This window comes from Vagococcus jeotgali, from assembly GCF_035918315.1.
Classification (GTDB): domain Bacteria; phylum Bacillota; class Bacilli; order Lactobacillales; family Vagococcaceae; genus Vagococcus; species Vagococcus jeotgali.
In genome coordinates this window covers 1,325,366-1,350,473 of sequence record NZ_CP142146.1, presented here as the reverse complement: position 1 = coordinate 1,350,473, position 25,108 = coordinate 1,325,366, and the positions used below count along the sequence as shown (strand labels likewise).

Sequence of the window (25,108 nt, the reverse complement as noted above, 5' to 3'; positions counted from 1 at the left end):
AGAAGGTTAGTTTTTTTTATACAAAAAATGCAGAGGAAGTGATATCAATATCTCGCTTCCTCTGCATTTTTGTTAATTATGATCTAGCTGTAGAAAATCCTTTTCCAACCACTTCATTGGCACTTGTGATGACCATAAAAGCATTTGGGTCAATTTGTAATACAGCTTGTTTTAAATCCAAATATCGTTCTTCTTGAATGACGGTCATAATCATTTTTTTATTTTCTGATTTTAAGCCACCTTCAATCGGAACAATAGAAGCACCAAAGTTTAAGTCGTTAATAATCATCTCTTTAATATCATCTTGATTATCAGAGATGATAAAGACGTTTTTAGAAAAGTCAGGTCCTACTTGAACGGTATCAATCATCTTACTTGTTAAGTAAAGTGAGATTAAAGCAAATAGAACGGTCTGAATATTAAAAACAAATAAGGCACTAATAATAATTAATCCATCACAAAAACCAAGTAACACACCTAGTTTAGCTGGAATGAATTTTTGAATTAATAACGCAATTAAGCTTGTTCCACCGGTAGAACCATTTCCTAAGTAAACCAAACCAATTCCTAAACCAACGACAATTCCTCCAAAAATAGCAGCCAGAATCATGTCGATTTCTCCAATAGAAACTCCTTTAAGTAAAGAAACAAAGGTTGGTACTAATAAGCTACCCAAGATACTTTTTGCTAATATTTCTTTACCTAAGAAAAAATAACAAAAAATCAGCAGCACTATATTGACTGAATATAGAACTAGACTAGGTGCTAGACCAAAGACTTCATTTAAGATAATGGTTAAACCATTAACGCCACCAGATACAATTTTATTTGGTAGTAAAAACACATCAAAACCAAAGGCAACTAAAAAAGCCCCTATAGTAATGAAAATCGTATCTGTTACACGCTTTCCTAATTTATGTTGTAATTTTTGTATCATAAACACTCCTCCCAATCTCCCCTGTTATCTTATTTGATACAAGGGTTCAACACAAAAATAAAAAGTCGTCATTTCTAATTAACTTGATTAGAAATAGTTCCTTTTTACTTATCTGATATTAATTTGTAAATTTTAGAAGGTCTACCAACACCTGTTGACCTCTCACCAATTTCCTTAAAGTAGGGAAGCATTGCTTTTTTAAAGTTCGAATGATCAATCATTTTAAAATCCACACCTAAAAATTTAGCATAAACTTTTCTAGCTTCAGTAATTGTAAAGTCCTCACCTAATACTCTTAATACTTGTGGCTCATGATACATTTTGTTACAAACTCTATTAAAAGCTTTAATAATAATTTCTGCATGGTCAAAAGCCAGAGTATCTTCTCCTTTTGATTCACCAGTCTTAAGGTCTAAACAAATATGGGCTTCATTGCCATGAGTCAGCGTAAGCAATTGTTCGTCTCGGTTTAAATCAAACCATGAAGCTTCTTGTGCTTCATCTCCTGCTTCAAGAGGGTCTTCTCCAATAAAAGCTAGATAACTTACTGTAATCACCCAACCACGAGGATCTCTATTTGGTGTGCTAAAAGTATGAAGTTGTTCTACGTGTTCTCTTGTGATAGTAACATTGGTTTCTTCTTTTGTCTCCCTAATACAACTCTCGGTCGTTGCCTCACCACGCCTAACAAAACCACCAGGCAGTGCCCATGAACCTCTAAAGGGATGAGTTTTTCTTTTAATTAATAATATTTTTAAAGCATCTTGTTCTCTGTTGTAACAAAATAAAACGTTATCTACTGTAATAGAGGGCATATCTTGTGAGGGGAAATTTTGCTGTTTGTACCAGGCTAGGTATTCTTCCTCACTTGCTTTTGTTTCATAATAATGGGCTTCTTCTGACTTAGTATTAAAAACAGTCATGGTTTACTTCCTTTCTAATAAATCAATATCTTTATTTTATCAGAAAAAGATTTTTTTTAAACTCTTTTGAGAATGATTTTTGACTTACGCTATAGCTTTTAAAGAAAATATTATGTTTATGAGCATATTTGTTTCTTTTTAATAGGGTAGGGGGTATATTGTGAGTGTAGAAAATAAATCACATGTTGGAGGTTACCTATGTTTTTATTTAAAAAAGTACCAAGTATTAATCAAACAGAACTACAGGCAAAATTAAAAGGACCAATCGAATTAATCGATGTGAGAAGTCCTGAGGAATATGCTCAGGGACATATTGCAAAAGCTAAAAATATTCCTATGGAGAGAATTAAGTCATATAAAGGAAAAGGCAAACCTGTTTATTTAATTTGTGCTTCAGGAGCAAGAAGTAAACGTGCAGCACAACAATTAATTGCAGAAGGTATAGAAGCTTATAATATTGATGGTGGCATGATGCAATTCATGGGACCAGTGAAAGTGGGGAAAAAATAATGAGAACAATTATAGTTGGTGGCGTTGCTGGTGGTATGTCAGCTGCTACAAGATTACGTCGTTTAGATGAAGATATGGATATTGTAATTATTGAAAAAGGGCCTTATGTGTCATTTGCAAATTGTGGCCTACCTTATTATGTATCAGGAGAAATCAGTAACCGTGATGATTTATTAGTTCAAACACCTGAAAAGTTAAAAGCTCGTTTTAATTTAGATGTTAGACCTAATTCAGAGGTCATTGAAGTAAATCCAGATAAAAAAGAAGTAGTAATCTCTCACGAGGGAGAGACTTACTCGCTATCTTATGATAAATTAGTCTTATCACCTGGAGCAAAACCGTTTATTCCACCACTGAAGGGAATAGATGAGGCTGATAATTTATTTACTTTAAGAAACGTACCTGATGTGGATCAAGTCATGACTTACATTGATGAGAAGCATCCTAAAAAAGCTGTGGTGATTGGTGCTGGTTTCATCGGCCTAGAGATGGCTGAGAATTTAGCTCACCGTGGTATTGAAGTAACCATTATTGAAATGGCACCTCATGTTTTACCTACAGTAGATAAAGAAATGGCAGCCTTTATTACTAATGAATTGAAAAATAAAGGTGTTAAAGTTTTAACAGAACAAGGTGTGGTTGAGATGGAAGATCATGGTCATACTCTTGTGTTAAATAATGGTGCTAAAATTAAGACAGATTTAGTATTAATGTCAGTTGGAGTTAGACCTGAAAATGCTCTAGCTGAGTCAGCTGGTATCAAGTTAGGAATGCGTGGTGGTATTTTAGTTGATGATACTTACCAAACAAACGTTGATGATATTTATGCTGTAGGTGATGCGATTATTGTTAAAAACCAAATTAACAATGAAGATGCAATGATAGCCCTAGCATCTCCTGCTAACCGACAAGGTCGTCAAGTAGCTGATGTGATTGGTGGAGTAAAACGTCAGAATAAAGGAAGCATTGGTACAGCTATAGTTCGTGTCTTTGATGAAACGATTGCCTCTACTGGTTTGACTGAAAAACAAGTAAAAGACTTAGGCTATGATTATGAAGTGGTTCATGTGGAAGGAAAAAATCATGCAGGTTATTACCCTGGTGCTAGCCCAATTGTGCTAAAATTAATTTTTAATCCTACAACAGGTAAGATTTATGGAGCTCAAGCAGTAGGTCATGATGGAGCTGATAAGCGAATTGATGTGATTGCTACAGCGATTAAAGGTGGCCTAGGTGTTGAGGATTTACCAGAATTAGAATTAACATATGCACCACCATTTGGTTCAGCTAAAGATGTGGTTAATATGGTTGGTTATGCAGCCCTTAATTTAATGGAAGGTATCGCTAAGAGCATTCAGTTAGATGAGTTAGAAGAAGCAAGAGAATCTGGAGTTGTATTGATCGATGTGAGAAGCAAAGAAGAATATGATAAGGGAACAATTGATGGATTTATTAACATACCATTAAATGATTTACGTGAGCGAGTGTCAGAATTACCAAAGGACAAAGAGATTATTTTAAGTTGTCATAGTGGTCAGCGTAGCTATATTGCTCAACGTATGTTATCTCAAATGGGTTATGATGCAAAAAATCTTGATGGCTCTTATCTATTATATCAAGCAGTGAATAATTCATTGTAAAATCAGATAGGGGGCCCCCAAATGGATGAGACAAAACGTAATGTCAGTAACCGACTTAAACGCTCTGAAGGTCAAATTAGAGGTGTTTTAAAAATGTTAGATGAGGATAAAAGTTGCCGGGATGTAGTGACACAACTCTCAGCAATTAGATCTAGTATTGATAGAGCGATTGGTGTGATCGTGGCAGAAAATTTAATTGAATGCATTGGTAATGAAGATATAAATGAGCACGATCGGGAAGAGAAAGTTAAAGAAGCAATTGAGTTAGTGATAAAAAAATAAAAAAGATAAGGGTTAGTTAAGCAACCTTAATACGTTGCCTAACTAACCCTCTTTATGTTTAAAAATCAAATTCAGCTTCTTTTTTTTCTTTAATAAAGGCATTTGCTTCCCTTAAATCAAAAGTATCTTCTACTAGTCTATCTAAACGAAACAAAGTGTCATCATTGATAATTTTTTTTCTTAAGATATCTTTTTCTTCGATAAAGACATAGGTAGGGACAATGTGAGCTTTCATGTAAAACAAAATAGGTTTTAATTGTTGTTCCATGACTAAATAATGTTTTTGGCTACCAGCTGTAGCCAATATACCTACAACTTTATCTCTTAGACCATAAACAGGTAACAAGTCAAAAATATTTTTTAAAGGAGCAGGAATAGAAGCTTGAAAGACTGGTGTCCCGATTAAAATAATATCTGCTGCCATTAGAGTTTCAGCGACAAATTTTGTGTCACCCTCGTATTCAAAATAATGCCTACCATCAGAAAAACGAACGTCATACTGAGCTAAGTCTAAAAAAGTAATTGTGGCATTTGGGGCTTTGTTTTTTAATATTTCTTCGACATAAGTCAAAGCAGCTTTAGTGTTACTGCCAACAACTGAACCTGATAATAATACAATATTCATCCTGTTTCCTACTTTCTTTTTGTATGTTTTTTAATAGCTGGTAGAATGTCTTGACCAATAATTTCTACATTTTTCATTAATTTATCAAAAGGCATACCACCTAAATCAATTTGAGCGCTGAAACGTTGCATACTAAATAATTCATATTGATAAAGTAATTTTTCGATAATTTGATTTTTATCTCCAACCATCAAAGCATCACGGTAATCAACGGCATTAGCAAATTGTTGTTTAGGGTAATCTGAACCTCGGAGTAATTTTGTTCCTTGGTTTAAATAAGGGTACATATCCTTTAGAGCACCTTGAGTCGTATCTCCTACATAAAATAAACTTGTTGTACCAAGTGGAAAGTCATCTACTTTATACCCGCTCACAGATAAAGCCTCTTTATAAGCTGATACTGCTGGAGTAAAATTGACAGCAGGCCCACCAAGAGTAGTCAACATCATAGGAACACCCATATATCCTGCTTTAATGGCACTACCAGGATGACCTCCTACTGCTCGCCAAAGTGGTATAGAACCAGTTGTTGGTTGAGGTAGAATTTCGGCATTTTCTAAAGGTTTACGGTAATTTCCACTCCAGTTAATGGGATCTTGACTCTCATTTAGTAATTTTAATAATTCTAATTTTTCTTCAAAAATATCGTCATAATCTTGTAAGTCAACTCCAAGTAAATGATAAGCTCCAACTCTAGAACCACGTCCAGCTACTATTTCAGCACGTCCACCAGATATTAAATCAATCGTTGCAAAATCTTCATAGACTCTAACTGGATCACTGACACTTAAAACTGTCGCAGAACTTTGTAATTTAATGTGCTTTGTGGCTTGAGCTAGAGCTCCTAGTATAACAGTATGACCTTGGCTAACAAAGTGAGTCTGATGACTCTCTCCAACACCAAAAGCATCAATGCCAGCTTGGTCAGCTAAAACACCTAGCTCTATAATTTCTTTAATTCGTTGTTCTTGAGATATTTTTTTTTCTGTAACAGGGTTTGTCATATGGTCTCCTAGAGTATATAAACCAAATTCCATACCCTTTTCTGGATTGATATTGTTTAACATATTATTTCTCTCCTTCATTATGATATGTTTGTCGTTTTATTGTGACTACTTATAAGTGTTGAAATTCAAGTCATAAAAAGCCATAGTAAGAGGCCTACCTTTTTTCAGGATTTATTTTTAGATATTTTGCTTAATGTCACTTTAATACTAAACTGATAAAAAAGGAAATCATATGCTTACTTTTAGTTAGCTATATAGTTATAAAAAAAGACAACTACCAAAATGATAGTTGTCAGTTAAATGTTAATAATTGATTAGTCTTGGGCTAAAACGATTCCTGAGCTTGTTCCTAAACGATCTGCACCATTTTTAATCATGATTTCAGCATCTTCCTTAGAACGTACACCACCTGAGGCTTTAACTAGTGCGTTATCACCAACAGTTTCTTTCATTAATTTTACAGCTTCTGGAGTAGCACCACCAGTAGAAAATCCAGTTGATGTTTTAACAAAATCAGCTTTAGCAGCAACTGATAACTCACAAGCTTTGACAATTTCCTTGTCTGTTAATAGACAAGACTCGATGATTACTTTAACGATTGCTTCTGGATGAGCTGCTTCAACAACTGCAGCAATATCTTTTTCAACAGTATCATAATCTTTATCTTTTAATGCGCCGATGTTAATCACCATATCAATTTCATCAGCACCGTTTTCAATGGCATTAATTGTTTCAAACACTTTAGTTGCTGTTGTATTTGCACCTAAGGGGAAACCAATAACTGTACAAACTTTAGCATCAGAATCTTTTAATAATTCTGCTGAATAAGATACCCAATAAGGATTGACACAGACTGAAGCGAAGTTGAACTTAGCTGCCTCTTCACATAAAAGTTTGATTTGTTTTTTTGTTGCTTCTGGTTTTAAAATAGTATGATCTACATATTTTGCAAAATTCATGGTATTAACTCCCTTTGATTAGTTATTGTAAGCGTTACTTTTCCTTGCTACCAGTTCATTTTACAATGAAAACTAGACAATAGCAAATAAGAAAAAGGTGAGCGATAAATCGAATTTAAAGAAAAATGGTTGACACTAAATTCATAGTTTGATACGATTCTTCTTAATAACATATCGCTTTGAAAAGAAGAGTACATTTTTGGACTGTATAAAGAGACCTCGGATGGTGAGAAAGAGGAGCAGAAAAAAAATAGAAGATGGTCTTTGAGCGTAAAAACATGAGCTAAAGCTAGTGTTTTTCGGGAGTTCCCGTTAGCGGACAACAGTATTAAGAGGGAATTCTTGCGTACTGGGTGAGGTTATCGTTGTGAGATGATAACGAAAAAAGGTGGTAACACGAAACAATGCTTTCGTCCTTTGTTTACTTTATATTAAAGTAGATAAAGGACGGAAGCTTTTTTCGTAGAAAAGCTAAAAGGAGGATAATAGATGCATCATATTGAATTAGTTGATGTGAGTAAAACATATCAAACAAAAAAACAAACGATAGAAGCTGTTAAAAATGTAAATTTAGCTATTGATAAAGGTGATATTTTTGGCATTATAGGTTATTCAGGAGCAGGAAAAAGCACGTTAATTCGCCTATTAAACGATTTAGAGAGACCAACAAGTGGAGAGGTCTTAGTCTCAGGAGAAAACGTGAGTATCCTAAGTGGTAAGGAGCTAAGAGAATATCGTAAAAAAGTCGGAATGATTTTTCAGCACTTTAATCTGTTATGGTCTAGAACTGTTATGGAAAATGTCATGTTACCTCTTGAATTGAGTCGTTTTCCAAAAGAAAAACGAATAGAAAAAGCCAAAGAACTAATTAAATTAGTAGGTCTTGAAGGACGTGAGAATGCTTATCCTAGTGAATTATCAGGAGGACAAAAACAACGTGTGGGAATCGCTCGTGCTTTGACTAATGATCCAGAAATATTATTGTGTGATGAGGCCACTAGTGCCCTTGACCCACAAACGACAGAGGAAGTTCTGGACTTACTTCTTGATATTAATAAAAAACTAAACTTAACGATTGTTTTAATCACCCATGAGATGAATGTGATTAGAAAAATTTGTAATAAAGTGGTTGTGATGGAGCACGGGGTAGTCATTGAAACAGGAGACGTATTATCTGTCTTTAAACAACCAAAACATGCTGTAACTGCTAGGTTTGTGAAACAAGATGTTAATGAGGATACTGATGAACAAGAAGATGCGATTGAATATTTATTATCACAATCACCAGAAGGAATGATAGTACGACTAACTTTTGAAGGTAAAAAAAGTACAGAAGCGATCATTTCATCAGCTATTAAAAATTATGATATGGATATAAACGTTCTACAAGCAAGTATTAAACAAGTTAATCAAGGCTCATTTGGAACAATGCTCGTTCAAATGACAGGACAAGAATCAACCGTTTCAGAAAGTCTAGTTTACTTTGAGAAAAACGGTGTAGGAATCGAGGTATTACAATATGGATAAAAGTTTTAAAGAAACTTATTTTGATTTTAGTTCAATCAAGTCAGATATTTTTGTTAAAGCGACTAAAGAGACCCTTTATATGACGCTTTGGGCGACATTTTTTGTAATTATCATTGGTTTAATTATTGGGTTGATGCTGTATTATTTTGGGAAAAGTAACAAACCAGTATTTAAAGTACTATATGGTATCGTTTCAGTTATCAGTAATACATTTCGCTCGATACCCTTTATTATTTTAATTATTTTATTATTCCCAATCACAAAAGCAATTATTGGAACGATGTTAGGGGCAACAGCAGCTATACCCGCTCTAGTAATCTCAGCAGCACCTTTTTATGCAAGGTTAGTAGAGATTGCTTTTAGAGAAGTGGATCACGGAGTACTTGAGGCTAGTGAAGCCATGGGAGCAACACAGACTCAAATTATTTTTAAAGTCTTAATTCCAGAGAGTTTACCAGCTTTAATATCTGGTGTAACAGTGACGACGATTACGATGATTGGCTTTACTGCAATGGCAGGTGTGATTGGAGCAGGTGGACTTGGTGCTGTAGCTTATCAAGCTGGTTTTTTAGGAAATAACTATACAGTAATTATGGTAGCTACTATTTTACTGCTAATCATTGTCTTTATTGTCCAGTGGTTAGGAGACTTATTAGTAAAAGTAACAGATAAAAGATAATAAAAAATTTTAGGAGGAAATGAAAATGAAAAAGAAATGGTTAGCCTTAGGAGTTGTAGCAGTAGCAGTATTAACATTAGGAGCATGTGGTAGTGACAAAGGAGCAGACTCATCTAGTAAAGAAGATAAAGTGATCAAGGTTGGAGCTTCTCCGACACCACACGCAGAGATATTAGAAGAAGTTAAACCGATTTTAAAAGAAAAAGGTTATGATCTTGAAATCGTTAATTTCCAAGATTATGTTCTACCAAATAAAGCTCTATCAGAAAAAGAATTAGATGCTAATTACTTCCAACATATCCCATATTTTGATAAGGAAGTCGCTGATAAAAATTATGATTTTTCAAATGCCGGAGCAATTCATTTAGAAAAAATAGCCCTTTATTCTAAAGACTTAAAAGATGCTAAAGATATTAAAGATGGTGGTACCGTTCTTGTAAGTAACTCACAAACGGATTGGGGACGTGTGATTACTATGTTACAAGATGCAGATCTTATTAAAGTCAAAGAAGGAACAGATTTAACTCAAGCAACATTTGATGATATTGAAGAAAACCCTAAAAATTTACAATTTAAGTATGATATTGATCCAGCAATTATGACAACAACGTATCAAAATAATGAAGGTGATTTAGTTGCGATTAATGCAAACTTTGCTGAAGGAATTGGCTTAAATCCAGAAGAAGATGGAGTATTAGTTGAAGATAATAATTCACCATATGCTAATATTATTGCTGTTCGTACTGAAGATAAAGATAGTGACAAAACAAAAGCTTTAGTAGAAGCCTTACACGATGAGAAAATTAAAACCTTTGTAAATGAAAAATGGAAAGGGACAATCACTGTTGTTGATTAATCTCTTATAAATAAAAAGATGATGAATTTGGTAGCTTTTTCTACAAAATTCATCATCTTTTTATTTATAGAATCAATTATTTGTTTATCCAACACCTAGTATACTAGCAGCAATTGGAACAACAACAAAAGCAGTGAGTGATGAGATACCACCAATAGATTCTGCAATAGGAATTGCAATAGCTGTTGTGGCAGTTTGTGGTAGTAAAGAAGCTACCATATTTGAGTCCATTTGAATCATTCGACCAACAACAACGATACTAATGACAGATATTAAATGGCCTTCATCTATATCTGGAAGACTTTCAAAGAATGTAGCCCACACTCATTACATTTGTAACGTTGTCTTTTAACGAAGATGCCAACTCGTTTAGCGTGCATCGGCAAATCAAAGAATAATTGTTCCTTTTTACCATGCTTATATAGATTAGCAACCGTACCACATTTTGGGTAATAAGAAGGAGGTGGCAATGTAGTCTCAACTAAGAACCTATAATCATATTCACTCTCCTTCATATCAAGAATCTTAAAACTTGGTAGATTGAGCATATTAGTTGTCATTATTTCATTTCCCTTTGTTTTATTGAGCATTTAATAAGAAAATCATATGAATTGCAGTTAAATAAGAAAGGCATTACTTAGCTATCACAGTAATGCCTTCATTAGTACAAACAGGTTATTTAGAAAACAGTCCACAATTGCTTAGTATTTCATCTGTGCCAAGTAAGGTAGCTTCTTCTATCCCCAACATTATTGGTTTCCATGAAAGACTGCACTGCATGGTAGCCTACTGCATAACCAACAAATGGTGATAAGCCAACAGGTTGATAGCCTTGTTCCTTTGCAATGGTATCACCAAACATATAACTGCTGACCTCAGCAAATCCTTTAATATCTAAAGCATCCTTTATAACTTCTTTTGAATATTCTAAGTCTTCTTTATCAAAAGAAGTAACCCAAGGTCCTAAAAGATCTTCTCCATAAAGTTCTTTTGCAAATGACTCAGCTAAACCCTCTATAATTAAGTAATCACCAACGGTAACGTCTCCATGATCCCAATCAAAATATGAAAAACGGATATTATGATGGAATTCATGTGCAATTACAGCAGGAATCCTTGGAATATTATAAGAGTTTGGGTAAATAGATACTTGAATAAACCCTGGAATTCCTCCAAAACCACAATAACCTTTTTGTAATTCGAGCTTCTTTGGGTCAGCTATATACATACCAAATCTCAATTCATCAGCATTAATATATATATTATTTTTTTCAATAAAATCAATACAATGATTCAAAGTGCTATGTGCTGTTTGAAGAGCCTGAATTTCTTTTAAACTTTCTAATGCTTGTCTTCCAGTTTGAGTATCTGATACATTAAGATAGCCAAGCATATTTGTAGCCATTATTACATCATACCCATTAGGTTGCTTAGCCTTTAATGGAACATTAATCATATTCCACATCTTTTCAAAAGGCTTCATCATTGAGTACCGATAAAAATTTTCTTTATCTTCTTCCATTGAAAACAATTTATCGTATTGTTCAGTTGTATCCTCAATTATTATTTTCATTGCTACCACCTCTTATTTGATTATTCGTAAAGACCTCCATCGCCTCACTCATGAGTTTTGCTAAACCCTCACCATACTGATCTATATTTTTTGTGAAACGTTCATCATTAATATAAAGTTGACCTAATCCATAAAAGGCATCAAGAGAGTACTTACTAAAATTTTCATTTAAAAAGTCATACCATTGTTTAATTGTTGCTTGTACCTCTTTGGATTCGGGGGATTGATCACGAAGGCATGCAAGTTTATTGAAGATCATATCCCATCTATCAGATAAATCATTTTGTTCACCTTTGGACATTCCCTTTAGTTTTGCGTTTATCTCATCAATAGATTGATTTCCCCAACGGCGACGAGCCTCTTCTTCAAATTGGTTGAATCCAACGTTAATTCCCTCAAACCTCTCTTCATTCGTCATTTGTATTTCTCCCGCCATATGTTTAATCGTCTTATCAATGGTTTCAATCATTTTATCGACTTTTTTTCGTTTCTCAATCAACATTTTTCGTTGTAAAATCAATGCTTCTTGTCGGTTAAATAAAGAGCTGTTAATAATCTTTTTAATTTCCTTTAAGTTGAATCCAAGTTCCTTGAAAAATAAAATTTGTTGTAATGTTTCAAGGTTTTCTTCTGAATAGAGTCGATAACCAGAATCAGTGATTTCTTTTGGGGTCAATAATCCAATCTGATCATAATGATGAAGTGTACGAATACTAACACCAACCAATTCTGCCACTTCTTTTATCTTCATATCCATCACTTTGTACCTCCTTCAATTACCACTATAGAGTATTACGTTACGTTAGAGTCAATAGAAAGAAGATACTTTATGAAAAGGGATTTTGTATTGAAATACTTATTTTTAAATGAAGAGCTTTTTTGTGAGAGATTATGAGGGTTTATAAGAATTCCACACGATAATCCGAATACCCGAATAAAGTTTGTTCCTCCATTTTCTTGATTCGTCACATTAAACCTGCCTTCATTACCAAATAAGTTCGTTAACCGTTTAGCTAGATTCTCCAGAGCCGTTCCAGTCCCCTTATCTGAAGTGACTGGTTGTTTACCAATTATATCAATTAATTCAGAAGATATTCCAACACCGTTATCACTAACAGAAATGTAACAATTATGTTCAAAAGTAAATAATTTAACCAAAACAGTATTTCCAGATTTCCGATTTCCAAAGGCGTGTTTAATAGTATTTTCAATTAAAATTTGTACCGCATAGAGAGGGACTAAAATATCATCCATCCCATCTTCAATATCAAAATGAATATCAAAACGATCAGGAAATCTAGCTTGCTCTAATGACAGATAGGCCTCAACCTGGATGAGCTCTTGTTTTAAGGGGATAAGAGTGTATCTTGCACCTTGTAAGTTACCTCTAAAATAAGTACTAAGTTGTAGTAATAAAGTACGAGCCTTCTCACTGTCTCGGCGCATTAAAGCAGAAATAGTATTAATTGCATTAAAGAAAAAATGTGGGTTAACTTGAGCTTGCAAAGATTTAATTTCTGCTTCTTTTAATAGTTTTGACTGAACTTCTGTCTCATCTAATTCAATTTGAGAAGAGAAAATACTAGCTAACCCTTCAGCCAGTTGTTCTTCTACATGAGTCAACTGATTGGCATCTGTAAAATACATTTTTAAAGTTCCTACTGTTCGTTCTTGAACAATTAAGGGGATCACAATAGCTGCTTTTAGGGGGCAATCAGGATGGGTACAGCCTATATCTTTTTTGTGATGAACAATGGCTATTTTTCCAGAGCTCAATACTTTTTTTGACAGTTCAGTGATGACTTCGGTATCAGGGATATGGTGATCGCTCCCATCACCTACATGAGCAAGTATTTGTTTTGTATCAGTAATACTAATCGCATTCACTTTTGTATAATGCTTAATAATTTTGGCAACAGCAAAACTTGATTCCTCGTGTAAACCTGCTCTAAAATAGGGCAGTGTTTGGGCAGCTAAATCAAGTACATCATGAGTTTGCACAGCTTTGGCTTGTTCTTCTTGCTTTAAAGTAATCGTTAAAATAGATAGGAAAATGAAATTACCAATACTATTTAAGACAATCATAGGAAAGGCGATTAGATTCACTAATTCCATTCCGTAATAAATACTATTACCAGAAAATAAGGTAACAAATACCATTTGAATGATTTCCATTGAAGCACCTATAATCGCACCTTGTATAGGTGTTGGAAACGTTCCACGTTTTGATAACTTGACACCTAAAGCTCCTGATAAAAAGCCAACCAACATAGAAGAAGGAATATAGAAGAAACTATTGGCACTTCCTTGTAACATCCTATGAATTCCTGCTAAAGCCCCGACGCATATACCAACAAAAGGGCCACCAACAATACCAGATACGCCAATAGCTAATGTTCTAGTATTAGCAATAGATGTATCAAGTGATATATTAGTTAAAATATTACTTGGAATAACTTCATTGCTTGTTATTTCAATACCAGTTAGATTAGAAATCAATGTAAAGATTCCAAAAACTAAAATTAATTGCAATTTAGACGATAATTGATTTCGACTTAATAGAATTTTTTTAAAATAGGGGACATTGACTAATAAAAAGGCTAATAAAATAATTAATCCAACTCGCTCCATCATTAAAATAAACAACTCCAACATACTAACTCCCCCAAGCTTATAGTGACTCGTCCGATTCAGAATATCACAATTAGTTTAAAACTGAAAAAATAATAAGTTTTTCTTTGGGTAATTGATTGTAATGAGAATGATGTTTGTTTTTAATGTGTTTCTTAGCAATAATATATCCTTATTTAAATTAATTATTATTAAGGAATGCCTATATAATAAGGGAAATGTCACATAAAGCTTTATTTTTTTAAAAAATTGGTTTGAAGTTCATTCTTAATTAGGATAAAATTGATAAGGAAGTTAAATATGTGACGATTATTTGGAGGGAAAAACATGTCAGTTTTAGAAATAAAAGATTTACATGTATCAATAGAAGATAAAGAAATTTTAAAAGGTGTTAATTTAACCATGAAAACTGGTGAGATTCATGCCATCATGGGGCCAAATGGAACGGGAAAATCCACTTTATCAGCAGCGATTATGGGAAACCCTAATTATGAAGTCACTCAAGGTGAGATTTTATTAGATGGTGAGAATGTACTAGAAATGGAAGTAGACGAGCGTGCTCGTGCGGGTCTATTTTTAGCTGTTCAATACCCAAGTGAAATCCCAGGAATTACTAATGCTGAATTTATGCGTGCCGCAATGAATTCTAAACGTGATGAAGATAATAAAATTGGTGTCATGGAATTTTTAGATAAACTAGATGAGAAAATGGCTCTACTTGATATGCCAGAAGAGATGGCAGAGCGTTATTTAAATGAAGGGTTCTCAGGTGGTGAGAAGAAACGTAATGAAATTCTGCAACTATTAATGTTAGAACCAACATTTGCAGTTCTTGATGAGATTGATTCAGGTCTTGATATTGATGCGCTTCAAGTAGTATCAAAAGGAATTAATGAAATGCGTGGGGATAATTTTGGTTCACTGATTATTACTCACTATCAGCGTCTACTAAATTATATTGTTCCAGATGTGGTTCATATTATGATGGACGGTAAAGTTGTTATGACAGGAAGCGCTGATTTAGCTAAGCGTCTTGAAAAAGAAGGATACAAAGGAATCAGTGAAGAGCTGGGCATCGATTATATCGAAGTTGAAGACTAATTAAGGGAGACAAGATAAATGAAATCTGTTAATTTACAAGCCTATCTTGACGACATCACACTGTTTTCTGCTAGTTTAGAAGAACCAAAATGGATGTTAGATCGTCGTTTAGAAGCATTAAAAAAAGTAGACGAGTTAGAATTACCAGTCATTGAACGTGTGAAATATCACCGCTGGCCATTGATGAATGTTGGCTCAATCAATGAAGAATATCAAGGAGCACCTATTTTACCAAGTTTTGATGAAATAGAAGATAACCCTTTAGTTATTCAAGGACGTACAACAACGTTTTATGAGCAAATGCCAGTTGAATTAGCTGAACAAGGCGTTATTTTTACTGATATTTTCACTGCAATGATAGAGCATAGTGAGTTAGTTGAAAAATATTTTATGACAAAAACTGTACCCAGTTTAGAAGACAAGATGACTGCTTTTCATACAGCTTTCTTAAATGGTGGCGTATTCCTTTACCTACCGAAAAATGTGGTGGTAAAAGAAGCTTTCGAATCATTATTTTATCATCAACAAGAAGATACAAGTGCGTTTGTTAAGCATGTTTTAATTGTTGCTGAAGAAAATAGTGAATTAACTTACCTAGAACGTTTTGAATCTATTGGTGAAGCCAGTGAAAAATTATCAGCCAATATTGTGGTTGAAGTGATCGCAAAACCAGGTGCTAAAGTAAAATTTGCAGCGATTGACCGTTTAGGAAAAGAAGTTAACACTTATATGAACCGCCGTGCTTATGTTATGAAAGATGCTAGTGTTGACTGGGCTCTTGGATTGATGAATGACGGGAATGTTGTCGCTGATTTTGATTCAGAGCTTGTGGGAGAAGGCTCCCATTCTGAGGTGAAAGTCGTAGCTATCTCAGCAGGACGCCAAGTACAAGGGATTGATACCAGAGTCACAAACCGTGCACCTCACTCAATTGGTCATATCTTACAACATGGTGTGATTCGTGAAAAAGGAACGCTAACATTTAATGGTATCGGTCATATTATTAACGGAGCAAAAGGTGCGGATGCACAGCAAGAAAGTCGTGTATTAATGTTATCTGATCAAGCTAGAGGAGATGCTAATCCGATTTTATTAATTGATGAATTTGAAGTCACCGCTGGACACGCTGCTAGTGCCGGTCGATTAGATCCTGAGGAATTATACTACTTAATGAGTCGTGGATTACCTCAAAAAGAAGCAGAACGCTTAGTAACAAGAGGATTCTTAGGTTCTGTGATTACTGCTATTCCAGTAAAAAGTGTGCAAGAGGAGTTTGTTCAAGTTATTGACAGAAAGTTGGTTGATTAAATGTTAGATGCAACACGTCTAAAACAAGATTTTCCGATTTTACATCAAGAAGTAAATGATGAGCCGTTAGTTTATTTAGATAATGCTGCAAGTACCCAGATGCCACTTAAAGTAATGAATGAACTTAAACATTTTAAAGAAACAGATTATGCTAATGTTCACCGTGGTGTTCACACTTTATCAGAGAGAGCAACTAGTCAGTACGAAGCTGCTCGTGATACAGTGAGTCGTTTTTTAGAGGCTAAAAGTACCAAAGAAATTCTGTTTACAAGAGGCACAACGACGAGTTTAAATTGGGTTGCTCAGTCTCTTGGTGATTTAGTTGTGGAAAAGGGCGATAAAATTGTGATTAGTTATATGGAACATCACTCAAATATCATTCCTTGGCAACAACTAGCCAAACGTAAGGGAGCGGAATTGATTTATATTAATCTAACGCCTGAAGGTTTTTTAGATATGACAGATGCCAAGTCAAAAATTACAGATGGTGTGAAAATTGTATCCATTACTCATGCATCAAACGTCTTAGGTGTCGTAAATGATGTGAAGACTTTAGGTGAATTAGCTCATAGTGTTGGGGCTAAAATGGTAGTAGATGGAGCTCAATCTACACCTCATATGAGGGTTAATGTCACGAAGTTAAATTGTGATTTCTATGCCTTTAGTGCTCATAAAATGTGTGGACCAACTGGAATTGGTGTGTTGTACGGCAGACAAGAATTATTAGAGAAAATGGAGCCTGTCGAGTATGGTGGAGAGATGATTGATTTTGTCTATGACCAGACAAGTACTTGGGCCGAGTTGCCTTATAAATTTGAAGCTGGTACGCCTAACATCACAGGGGCTATTGGTTTAGCTTATGCCATTGATTATTTAGAAGAGATAGGACTAGATAATATTCACCAACATGAACAAGAATTAGTTGAATACGTCTTACCTAAGCTACTAGCTATTGATGGGTTTGAGTTGTACGGACCAAAAGATGTGAATCAACATACAGGTGTGATTGCGTTTAATATTGAAGGGATTCACCCTCATGATTTATCAACAGCCCTAGATATGCAAGGCGTGGCGATTAGAGCAGGACATCACTGTGCTCAGCCACTGCTTAGATATCTTGACGTGATGTCAACTGCTAGAGCTAGTTTTTATTTTTATAATACAAAAGAAGATGCTGATTGTTTAGTCCAATCAATCATCGAAGCAAAGGAGTTTTTCCAATATGGCTTTATCTAGATTAGATAATTTATATCGTCAAGTCATACTCGATCACACGAATCACCCACATAATAGAGGTGTATTAGATGATGCGACTAGCCAAATTGAATTAAATAACCCAACATGTGGGGATGTGATTCAACTTCAATTAAACATTCAAGATGGTGTCATCTGTGATGTCGCTTTTGAAGGTCACGGCTGTTCTATTAGTATGGCCAGTGCTAGCATGATGACTGTAGCGATAAAGGGAAAAACAGAAGCTGAAGCCATTGAAATCATTGCTAATTTTTTAGAATTAGTCCAAGGTGAAGACATTGGTACAGCAAAGAAAACATTAAAAGATGCCCAGATGCTAAGCGGGGTGGCAAAATTTCCAGCACGAATCAAATGTGCAACCTTAGCATGGAAAGCCTTAGAGCGTGGTATAATTCAAGAAAATGAAACAACTATCAGTAGTCAATTACATACTGAGGAATAAGGAGTGTGACCCTAATGAGTGAAGTACCAGAGTTAGAAGATTACCAGTTTGGTTTTCATGATGATGTGAAGCCTATCTTCAGTACAGGAGAAGGGCTAACAGAAGATATTGTAAGAGAAATTTCGGCAGTAAAAGAAGAGCCAGAGTGGATGTTAGAATTCCGCTTAAAATCTCTTGAAGCCTACCATAAAATGCCTATGCAAACATGGGGACCAAGTTTATCCGATTTAGATTTTAATAAAATCAAATATTACCAAAAAGCCAGTGATAAACCAGCTCGTGACTGGGATGATGTACCTGATAAAATCAAAGAGACTTTTGAGCGAATCGGGATACCAGAAGCTGAGCGTAAATACTTAGCTGGAGCTAGTGCTCAGTATGAATCAGAAGTGGTTTATCACAATATGAAAGAAGAATTCCAAAAATTAGGAATTATCTTTACTGATACAGATACAGCTTTAAAAGAGTATCCAGAAATCTTTAAAGAGTACTTCTCAAAATTAGTCCCACCAACAGATAATAAATTAGCAGCCTTAAACTCAGCTGTATGGTCAGGTGGAACATTTATTTACGTACCAAAAGGTGTTAGAGTTGACGTGCCACTGCAAACTTACTTCCGTATTAATGCAGAAAATACAGGACAGTTTGAGCGGACGCTAATTGTTGTTGATGAAGGTGCTAGTGTGCATTACGTTGAAGGCTGTACAGCACCAACATACTCAAGTAATAGTTTACATGCAGCGATTGTAGAAATCTTTACCTTAAAAGATGCTTATTGTCGTTACACAACTATTCAAAACTGGTCAGATAATGTTTATAACTTAGTAACAAAACGTGCTAAGGCAGAGGCTGGGGCAACAGTAGAATGGATTGATGGTAACCTTGGAGCAAAAACAACCATGAAATACCCAAGTGTCTACTTAGACGGTGAAGGAGCTCGTGGAACGATGTTATCTGTAGCTTTTGCTGGAGAAGGACAAATCCAAGATACTGGGGCCAAAATGATTCATAATGCTAAAAATACATCTAGCTCGATTGTGTCAAAATCAATTGCTAAAGATGGTGGAGCGGTGAATTACCGTGGTCAAGTCACATTTGGCAAACAAAGTGAAGGGTCTATTTCACATATTGAATGTGACACAATCATTATGGATGAGCTATCAAAAAGTGATACCATTCCGTTTAATGAAATTCACAATAGCCAAGTGGCACTTGAACATGAGGCAAAAGTTTCAAAAATCTCAGAAGAACAATTATATTATTTAATGAGCCGTGGTTTGTCAGAAGAGCAGGCGACAGAGATGATCGTTATGGGATTTGTTGAACCATTTACAAAAGAACTTCCAATGGAGTATGCTGTTGAGCTTAATAGATTGATAGCTTATGAGATGGAAGGGTCAGTAGGTTAGGTTATTAATATATGCTTCGGATGTTGTTAAAACAACATCCGAAGCTTTTTTATATGTACTGAAAACCACCTGCTATGCAGGTGGTTCTAAAGAGCTTCTAGCGTGGTATTAAAAAAGCCTCCTAAGATGATAAGATAGATTTGGTTTCCCGACCACAAACTATCAAATCACAAGGAGGTTCCTTATGAAAAAGGACAATCAAAGTTTATCACACACAACATGGAAATGTAAGTATCACATAGTTTTTGCTCCTAAATATAGACGCCAAATAATTTATGGAAAGTACAAAAAAAGCATAGGAGAAATATTACGAGATCTATGTGAAAGAAAAGGTGTTGAAATTATTGAAGCGAATGCTTGTAAAGATCATATCCATATATTAGTAAGTATACCACCTAAACTAATTGTTTCTAGTTTTATAGGGTATTTAAAAGGTAAAAGTAGTTTAATGATTTTTGATAGGCATGCAGAATTGAAATATCGTTATGGGAACAGAAAATTTTGGTGTCGAGGTTATTATGTAGACACAGTTGGTAGAAATAAAAAAACAAATTGAAGAATACATAAGAAATCAAATTCAAGAAGATTATGTAGCAGATCAACTTACGTTATTTGAAGAGTATGATCCATTTACAGGAGAAAAAACAAAAAGAATTGAATAAGCAATCCTTTTAGGATTAGCGAGTAAATGTGGTGCACGAGGGGAACCATTCAGTAAGCCTTTTAGGCTTAGGCCGGAAAAAGAGGCTTCCAGCCGAAGGACAAACCTCCAGTTCACACTGGAGGTTTTGATTTATTTTTTCTTAAATTGGTGGGGTCTGTGAAAAGGTCTGTGCATTAAGAAAATTGGAGAGTGTAATATAAACCGTGTAAGTAACCTACCATCCTAGGTAGTGGGTTGCTTCGCGGTTTTTCTTTTTTTACAATAGATTAAAGGAGTGGTAAGTCATGACAAAAAAGAAAAAAGATCAAAAATCAGCGAAGTTAGCTCAATCAATTATTGATGCCTATCAACCAGAATCGGTTGAAGACATGCAAGAAGCCCTAAAAGATGTTTTTGGACCGATGTTTGAAGCAATGCTTCGTGGAGAATTAGATAATCATTTAGGTTATGAGAATCAGTCAAGACAAGAAAAAGAAACTCAAAACAGACGGAATGGATATGGAAATAAAAAATTAAAAACAAGTTTTGGTGAATTAGACATTCAGGTTCCTAGAGATAGAGACGCTTCTTTTGAGCCAGAAATTATTCCTAAAAGAAGCAGAGACGTTTCAAGTATTGAAGGAAAAGTTCTTTCTATGTATGCCAAAGGCATGAGTCAACGAGATATTGCCTCGACAATTGAAGATATTTATGGTTTTACTATTTCTCATGATATGGTGTCGGATATCACAGATCAAATATTACCAGAACTTGAGGAATGGCAAATCAGACCTCTGGCCAAATGCTATGCCTTCTTGTTTGTCGATTGTATGTATGTCACTCTAAGAGAAAATTATGAAGTGAAAGAATGTGCGGTGTATACAATTCTTGGTTATGATTTAAAAGGAAATAAAGAAATTCTAGGTCTTTGGCTAAATCAAACAGAATCGAAAAATAGATGGATGCAGATTTTTGATGAGATTAAAGAGCGTGGCGTTGAAGATATTTTGTTTATTTCAATGGATGGTGTATCAGGGCTTGAAAATGGAGCCAAAGCTATTTTCCCAGGTGTTGTCGTTCAACGTTGTCTGGTCCATTTAGTTAGAAATGCCCTTCGTTATGTGCCAAGTAAAAGTTATAAAGAGGTTTGTAAGGATATGAAGTCTTTTTACAGTGCCTCCTCCTTAAAAGCGGCTCAAACAGCTTTTGATACCTTTCAAACAAAGTGGGCAGTCTATCCTGGAGCTATTGATGTTTGGAAAAGAAATTTCCACCATGTCGAACAATTATTTGATTACGGCTCAGCTATTCGAAAAATAATGTACACGACAAATGCTGTAGAAAGTGTTCACTCTAGTTTCCGCAAGGTAACTAAAAAAGGAGCTTTCCCTAATGAGAATGCCCTTCTTAAGCTATTATATCTTCGAGTGAAAGAACTTCAAAGTAAATGGGAAGGTGGGCATGTTCATAATTGGGCTATGGTGCTTAACCAATTAACGGTCAACGACTCTTTTTCAAAACGTGTCGAAAAATATAATCGTTACTAATCAAAATAAGTGAGACATATAAAATTTGACAACGAGTCTCTCGTCCTGCGATTTTTTATCGGGACAAGAGGTTTATTAAAAATACCCTCTTATTCCTAGAGATTATCACAGGACGACTCATTGTCAAATTGAGTTTCTATTTTTATTTTTAAGGAATTTACACACTTAACTTGACAAACCCGAAAATTGTGTCATTCGTTCAGCTTCAAACTCCATTGATTCTTTAAAAAGTTTAGCTAATCCATGAGAATCTTCTTTTGATAATAGGTTAATGTATAAAGCTCTATCATCTACTTTAACAACCACAGGAGCATAACCAGTCATAAGTGCTAGGTAGATATTAATCATACGTCCAGTACGTCCGTTACCGTCACTAAATGGATGAATACGCTCAAATTGAATATGGCTATCTGCTAATACTTCTGCCACGTCATCAATATTATTGGCTATTTCTAAACGGTATAATGTATTATCAACCCATTGTGTTATCAAGTTTGGTACTTCATGAGGTCTAGCCGTGTTGAAGGTAGCACCAATAATAGCGTTTTGGGTGGCTTTGTACTCACCTTTATCAAATTGAATACGATCAAGTAGCAACTCGTGTATTTTCTTGATAACTCTTTCAGAGAATGGCTCATCATTCTGTAATGCACTGATAATATAATCGAATGCTTGTTTATGATTGGCTACCTCGTAAAACTCCCTCATCTTCATACCCTTTTCAGGGGATATAATAGTATCTTCTAAGATGATTGAAACTGTTTCAGCTAATGAAATGGTGTTGCCTTCAATCGCACTTGAATGGTACGCCATTCGCACTAAAACGTCATCTAAATAATCGTGTGGTAAGTTCATTGTGTCATTCCTTTCTAAAAACCAACAAAATTAGCAAATTTATTGGCTGTCTTTTCTGCTTCTTCAGGCATGACATGACTATAAATTTCTAGCGTAATCTTTATGTCCTTATGCCCTAATCGTTCACTCACTTCTTTTACTGGTATACTAGCTTGTAATAACAAACTAGCATGCGTGTGTCTAAAGTTGTGAGGTGTAATCTTAGGTAGCTGGTACTTCTTAATTAGGTACTTTAACCAGTCATTAGCAATCTGAGGGTAGTATAGTTCATTGCGTTCATTAGTAAATACAAATTGTTTATCACTTGTGGTGTTGAATCCCATTTTAAAATATTTTTCACGCTGAATATTACGCCACCTAGACAGTATCTTGACTGTTTCATCATCTAAGCTTATCTCACGCACACTAGAGCTAGTCTTAGGCGTTTGAATGATAATATCAAGGTTTTCATCAATAGCTAGAGTTTTGCCGATAGACACCGTTTTATTGAATAAATCTATATCTTCCCACTGGAGTGATAAAATTTCACTTTTACGACATCCAGTAAATGCTAAAGCCTTAAAAAAAGCTAATTGTTTGTAATTGCCGAAGTCATTTAGGCACTCAAAGAAGTGTTGTAATTCATCTTTGGTGTAGTATTGTAACTTTTTTTCTTCTTCCTTCTTACGTGGAAGGGTAGTCTTAGCCATTGGATTACTCTTCATAATCTCCATAGCTTCACCATACCTCATGATTTGAGCTGTAACCTTACGAAAGTACGGATATTGCTTATATTTCTCGTACCATTCATTTACAAGCTCCTGACAGTAAACCACTGTTATATCATCTAACTTTATGGCTCTTGTGTCAAGATTACGGACAAAAATAGTCGAATAAAATAATTAAATCAAGTTAATCTCCTTTTAACTTGATTTAAAATTGATGTTAGTATTCCTCATTTAGATAAATGAAGAATCATTATAGGTTGTTCTAGGAATATTGAGTACCATTAAAATACGAGTAATGCGGTGTCCAGCATTTAAATTAAGAGAGACTACCTTTAAAACAGTCTCTCTCCTTAGTTTTATTAACTTTTTGCCAAAAGCACCGCAACGTTATATTCCTTTGATAAAGAGGTGGCTGAACGGCCACTGTGTTTAAGCGAAATCATTGATTGTTTAAATTCTTCTGAATATCTTTTAGTTGTCATAATAAGAAGCTCCTTTAATAGATTATATCATCGAACACTTTGTCCGTAATCTTATTAATAAGAGCCATTAGGATTGATACACATCCACAAAATAAAAGTATGCAGTAAGTTGTAAGTCAGACTGATTTTATTTTTTCAGGTGTGATTGAGCTACCAGTTGAACATGGTGAACGGTATGCTTATCAGTATGGTCTTTTATAACATCAAAAACTTATCTCTGTTATAATACAAGAGAATATATGAAATAAGGGAGAAAAGAATGAATAATAACGATAGAATCAAACGTCTACGCTACGCTTTAGACATAAAAGACAATGATATGATTGAAATATTTAAGTTGGGTCATGTGGAAGTTACAAAGGATGAATTTTTAAGCATGCTACGTAAAGTAAATGATGAAGATTACGAATTAGAGCTTACTGATGAGCAGTTTGAACGCTTTTTAAATGGGATGATTATTTCTCAAAGAGGCGTGAAGGATGGACCAGAACAACCTTTAGAACTTCATCCTGGTAATGCCAATAATGTCATGTTAAAGAAATTAAAAATTGCTTTATCATATACAACTGAAGATATGATTGATACTCTTGATGATGCTAATATTATTGTATCAAAGAGTCAAATGGGATCATTTTTGCGAAAAGAAGGTCATCGTAACTACGAGCCTTGTGGTGATAATTATGCAAGGAATTTCTTAAAGGGGTTAATGACAAATTACAGAAAATAAATAGTTACAGGAGGTATATTCATGCGTTTTGTGATTGATGGAGACGGCTCCCCTGTAAAAAATGAAGTGATTAAATTAAGTGATATATATCAAATTCCAGTTTTAATTGTGACTAGTGTGGATCATTATACGACAAAAGAATATAGTGATTTAGTAAGGTTTATCTATGTAGATAAAGGAGCTGACGGGGCTGATTATCGAATCGTAAAAGAGATTAATAATGATGATATTGTTATTACCCAAGATTATGGTTTGGCCGCTTTACTTTTAGGGAAGCAAACTCGGATTTTTCACCACTCTGGTACTGAATACCGTCTGGAAAACATTGATATGTTATTAAATCAACGCTTTATGGGAGCAAAAATGCGACAGGCTGGTAAAAGAACTAAGGGGCCAAAACCTTTTACAGCTGCAGACCGAGAAAGATTTTATAAGATGATGGAGCAAGTATTATTGCAAAGTAAGGAGTTAGAAACATGACTCA

27 protein-coding genes, 1 pseudogene and 1 other annotated feature are annotated in these 25,108 nt (G+C 34.7%); of the genes and pseudogenes, 15 read left to right on the top strand and 13 right to left on the bottom strand.

Translation table 11 applies throughout. The features are described 5' to 3' along the window. Positions 1 to 76 precede the first annotated feature (76 nt). Both VSF34_RS06820 and VSF34_RS06815 read right to left on the bottom strand, forming a co-directional pair. The gene (locus tag VSF34_RS06820) at positions 77 to 937 is read right to left on the bottom strand and encodes a YitT family protein (RefSeq protein ID WP_326716594.1); all 861 of its coding nucleotides are present in this window, start codon (positions 935 to 937) and stop codon (positions 77 to 79) included. A gap of 104 nt (positions 938 to 1,041) precedes the next feature. After that, positions 1,042 to 1,860, bottom strand: a complete 819-nt coding sequence (locus VSF34_RS06815; protein WP_326716593.1) for an NUDIX domain-containing protein — start codon at positions 1,858 to 1,860, stop codon at positions 1,042 to 1,044. Between the two features lie 198 nt (positions 1,861 to 2,058). On the opposite strand from VSF34_RS06815, the gene VSF34_RS06810 reads away from it, so the two are divergent. The 3 genes from VSF34_RS06810 to VSF34_RS06800 are packed head-to-tail and all read left to right on the top strand — an operon-like array spanning position 2,059 to position 4,292. Then, entirely contained in the window at positions 2,059 to 2,370 is a 312-nt protein-coding gene (locus VSF34_RS06810) for a rhodanese-like domain-containing protein (RefSeq protein WP_326716592.1), read from the top strand. Continuing rightward, positions 2,370 to 4,010 (top strand): FAD-dependent oxidoreductase, encoded by a 1,641-nt coding sequence (locus tag VSF34_RS06805; RefSeq protein ID WP_326716591.1) that lies wholly within the window; start codon positions 2,370 to 2,372, stop codon positions 4,008 to 4,010. The genes VSF34_RS06810 and VSF34_RS06805 overlap by 1 nt, the downstream gene beginning before the upstream one ends. Positions 4,011 to 4,031: 21 nt before the next feature. Next, on the top strand, positions 4,032 to 4,292 hold the full coding sequence (locus tag VSF34_RS06800; protein ID WP_326716590.1) for a metal-sensitive transcriptional regulator: 261 nt from the start codon (positions 4,032 to 4,034) through the stop codon (positions 4,290 to 4,292). Positions 4,293 to 4,350: 58 nt separating this feature from the next. On the opposite strand, the gene VSF34_RS06795 is transcribed toward VSF34_RS06800, so the two are convergent. The 3 genes from VSF34_RS06795 to deoC all read right to left on the bottom strand — a co-directional run bounded on the left by VSF34_RS06795 (position 4,351) and on the right by deoC (position 6,883). Beyond that, complete coding sequence (locus VSF34_RS06795; RefSeq protein ID WP_326716589.1) at positions 4,351 to 4,917, bottom strand: NADPH-dependent FMN reductase; 567 nt, start codon at positions 4,915 to 4,917, stop codon at positions 4,351 to 4,353. A gap of 8 nt (positions 4,918 to 4,925) precedes the next feature. After that, positions 4,926 to 5,984, bottom strand: a complete 1,059-nt coding sequence (locus VSF34_RS06790) for an LLM class flavin-dependent oxidoreductase (RefSeq protein WP_326716588.1) — start codon at positions 5,982 to 5,984, stop codon at positions 4,926 to 4,928. 254 nt (positions 5,985 to 6,238) lie between these two features. Further along, complete coding sequence (gene deoC / locus VSF34_RS06785; protein ID WP_326716587.1) at positions 6,239 to 6,883, bottom strand: deoxyribose-phosphate aldolase; 645 nt, start codon at positions 6,881 to 6,883, stop codon at positions 6,239 to 6,241. 170 nt (positions 6,884 to 7,053) lie between these two features. Continuing rightward, positions 7,054 to 7,304, top strand: a binding site (T-box leader). 68 nt (positions 7,305 to 7,372) lie between these two features. Between deoC and VSF34_RS06780 the strand changes: the two genes are divergently transcribed. The 3 genes from VSF34_RS06780 to VSF34_RS06770 are packed head-to-tail and all read left to right on the top strand — an operon-like array spanning position 7,373 to position 9,945. Further along, positions 7,373 to 8,410 (top strand): methionine ABC transporter ATP-binding protein, encoded by a 1,038-nt coding sequence (locus VSF34_RS06780; protein ID WP_326716586.1) that lies wholly within the window; start codon positions 7,373 to 7,375, stop codon positions 8,408 to 8,410. Next, positions 8,403 to 9,089, top strand: a complete 687-nt coding sequence (locus VSF34_RS06775) for a methionine ABC transporter permease (RefSeq protein ID WP_326716585.1) — start codon at positions 8,403 to 8,405, stop codon at positions 9,087 to 9,089. The genes VSF34_RS06780 and VSF34_RS06775 overlap by 8 nt, the downstream gene beginning before the upstream one ends. Positions 9,090 to 9,114: 25 nt before the next feature. Beyond that, positions 9,115 to 9,945 carry a MetQ/NlpA family ABC transporter substrate-binding protein gene (locus VSF34_RS06770; RefSeq protein ID WP_326716584.1) on the top strand — a complete coding sequence of 277 codons (831 nt, stop codon included), beginning with the start codon at positions 9,115 to 9,117 and terminating at the stop codon, positions 9,943 to 9,945. An 84-nt stretch (positions 9,946 to 10,029) separates the two neighbouring features. Here the strand turns inward: VSF34_RS06770 and VSF34_RS06765 are convergent, their stop codons facing one another. The 5 genes from VSF34_RS06765 to VSF34_RS06750 all read right to left on the bottom strand — a co-directional run bounded on the left by VSF34_RS06765 (position 10,030) and on the right by VSF34_RS06750 (position 14,173). Then, on the bottom strand, positions 10,030 to 10,269 hold the full coding sequence (locus tag VSF34_RS06765) for an LrgB family protein (protein ID WP_326716583.1): 240 nt from the start codon (positions 10,267 to 10,269) through the stop codon (positions 10,030 to 10,032). Beyond that, positions 10,233 to 10,460, bottom strand: coding sequence for a transposase family protein (locus VSF34_RS09945; protein WP_370659281.1), 228 nt, complete (start codon positions 10,458 to 10,460; stop codon positions 10,233 to 10,235). Before VSF34_RS09945 ends, VSF34_RS06765 begins: the two co-directional genes overlap by 37 nt. Positions 10,461 to 10,654: 194 nt before the next feature. Next, positions 10,655 to 11,518, bottom strand: a complete 864-nt coding sequence (locus VSF34_RS06760) for a DUF2268 domain-containing putative Zn-dependent protease (RefSeq protein ID WP_326716582.1) — start codon at positions 11,516 to 11,518, stop codon at positions 10,655 to 10,657. Further along, positions 11,502 to 12,275 carry a MerR family transcriptional regulator gene (locus tag VSF34_RS06755; protein WP_326716581.1) on the bottom strand — a complete coding sequence of 258 codons (774 nt, stop codon included), beginning with the start codon at positions 12,273 to 12,275 and terminating at the stop codon, positions 11,502 to 11,504. The genes VSF34_RS06760 and VSF34_RS06755 overlap by 17 nt, the downstream gene beginning before the upstream one ends. 35 nt (positions 12,276 to 12,310) lie before the next feature. After that, positions 12,311 to 14,173: a LytS/YhcK type 5TM receptor domain-containing protein gene (locus VSF34_RS06750; RefSeq protein WP_326716580.1), complete on the bottom strand. Its 1,863-nt coding sequence runs from the start codon at positions 14,171 to 14,173 to the stop codon at positions 12,311 to 12,313. A gap of 303 nt (positions 14,174 to 14,476) precedes the next feature. On the opposite strand from VSF34_RS06750, the gene sufC reads away from it, so the two are divergent. The 7 genes and pseudogenes from sufC (at position 14,477) to VSF34_RS06715 (ending at position 21,853) form a co-directional block, all read left to right on the top strand. After that, entirely contained in the window at positions 14,477 to 15,250 is a 774-nt protein-coding gene (gene sufC / locus VSF34_RS06745) for a Fe-S cluster assembly ATPase SufC (RefSeq protein WP_326716579.1), read from the top strand. A gap of 18 nt (positions 15,251 to 15,268) precedes the next feature. Beyond that, entirely contained in the window at positions 15,269 to 16,558 is a 1,290-nt protein-coding gene (gene sufD / locus VSF34_RS06740; protein ID WP_326716578.1) for a Fe-S cluster assembly protein SufD, read from the top strand. Then, entirely contained in the window at positions 16,559 to 17,794 is a 1,236-nt protein-coding gene (locus VSF34_RS06735; RefSeq protein ID WP_326716577.1) for a cysteine desulfurase, read from the top strand. Then, on the top strand, positions 17,781 to 18,254 hold the full coding sequence (gene sufU, locus VSF34_RS06730) for a Fe-S cluster assembly sulfur transfer protein SufU (protein ID WP_326716576.1): 474 nt from the start codon (positions 17,781 to 17,783) through the stop codon (positions 18,252 to 18,254). The genes VSF34_RS06735 and sufU overlap by 14 nt, the downstream gene beginning before the upstream one ends. 14 nt (positions 18,255 to 18,268) lie before the next feature. After that, a complete protein-coding gene (gene sufB / locus VSF34_RS06725) occupies positions 18,269 to 19,663 on the top strand; it encodes a Fe-S cluster assembly protein SufB (protein WP_326716575.1) in 1,395 nt (464 codons plus the stop codon). Between the two features lie 184 nt (positions 19,664 to 19,847). Beyond that, a pseudogene (gene tnpA, locus VSF34_RS06720) lies at positions 19,848 to 20,325 on the top strand (IS200/IS605 family transposase). A 286-nt stretch (positions 20,326 to 20,611) separates the two neighbouring features. Continuing rightward, positions 20,612 to 21,853, top strand: coding sequence for an IS256 family transposase (locus VSF34_RS06715; protein WP_227258472.1), 1,242 nt, complete (start codon positions 20,612 to 20,614; stop codon positions 21,851 to 21,853). A gap of 165 nt (positions 21,854 to 22,018) precedes the next feature. On the opposite strand, the gene VSF34_RS06710 is transcribed toward VSF34_RS06715, so the two are convergent. The 3 genes from VSF34_RS06710 to VSF34_RS06700 form a co-directional block, all read right to left on the bottom strand. Continuing rightward, positions 22,019 to 22,708 (bottom strand): Fic family protein, encoded by a 690-nt coding sequence (locus tag VSF34_RS06710; protein ID WP_326716574.1) that lies wholly within the window; start codon positions 22,706 to 22,708, stop codon positions 22,019 to 22,021. A gap of 14 nt (positions 22,709 to 22,722) precedes the next feature. Beyond that, positions 22,723 to 23,421 (bottom strand): tyrosine-type recombinase/integrase, encoded by a 699-nt coding sequence (locus VSF34_RS06705; protein ID WP_326716573.1) that lies wholly within the window; start codon positions 23,419 to 23,421, stop codon positions 22,723 to 22,725. Positions 23,422 to 23,774: 353 nt separating this feature from the next. After that, complete coding sequence (locus tag VSF34_RS06700) at positions 23,775 to 23,897, bottom strand: hypothetical protein (protein WP_326718072.1); 123 nt, start codon at positions 23,895 to 23,897, stop codon at positions 23,775 to 23,777. A 259-nt stretch (positions 23,898 to 24,156) separates the two neighbouring features. On the opposite strand from VSF34_RS06700, the gene VSF34_RS06695 reads away from it, so the two are divergent. Both VSF34_RS06695 and VSF34_RS06690 read left to right on the top strand, forming a co-directional pair. Further along, positions 24,157 to 24,624: a YehS family protein gene (locus VSF34_RS06695; RefSeq protein WP_326716572.1), complete on the top strand. Its 468-nt coding sequence runs from the start codon at positions 24,157 to 24,159 to the stop codon at positions 24,622 to 24,624. Positions 24,625 to 24,645: 21 nt separating this feature from the next. Next, positions 24,646 to 25,104, top strand: coding sequence for a YaiI/YqxD family protein (locus VSF34_RS06690; RefSeq protein WP_326716571.1), 459 nt, complete (start codon positions 24,646 to 24,648; stop codon positions 25,102 to 25,104). Positions 25,105 to 25,108 lie beyond the last annotated feature (4 nt).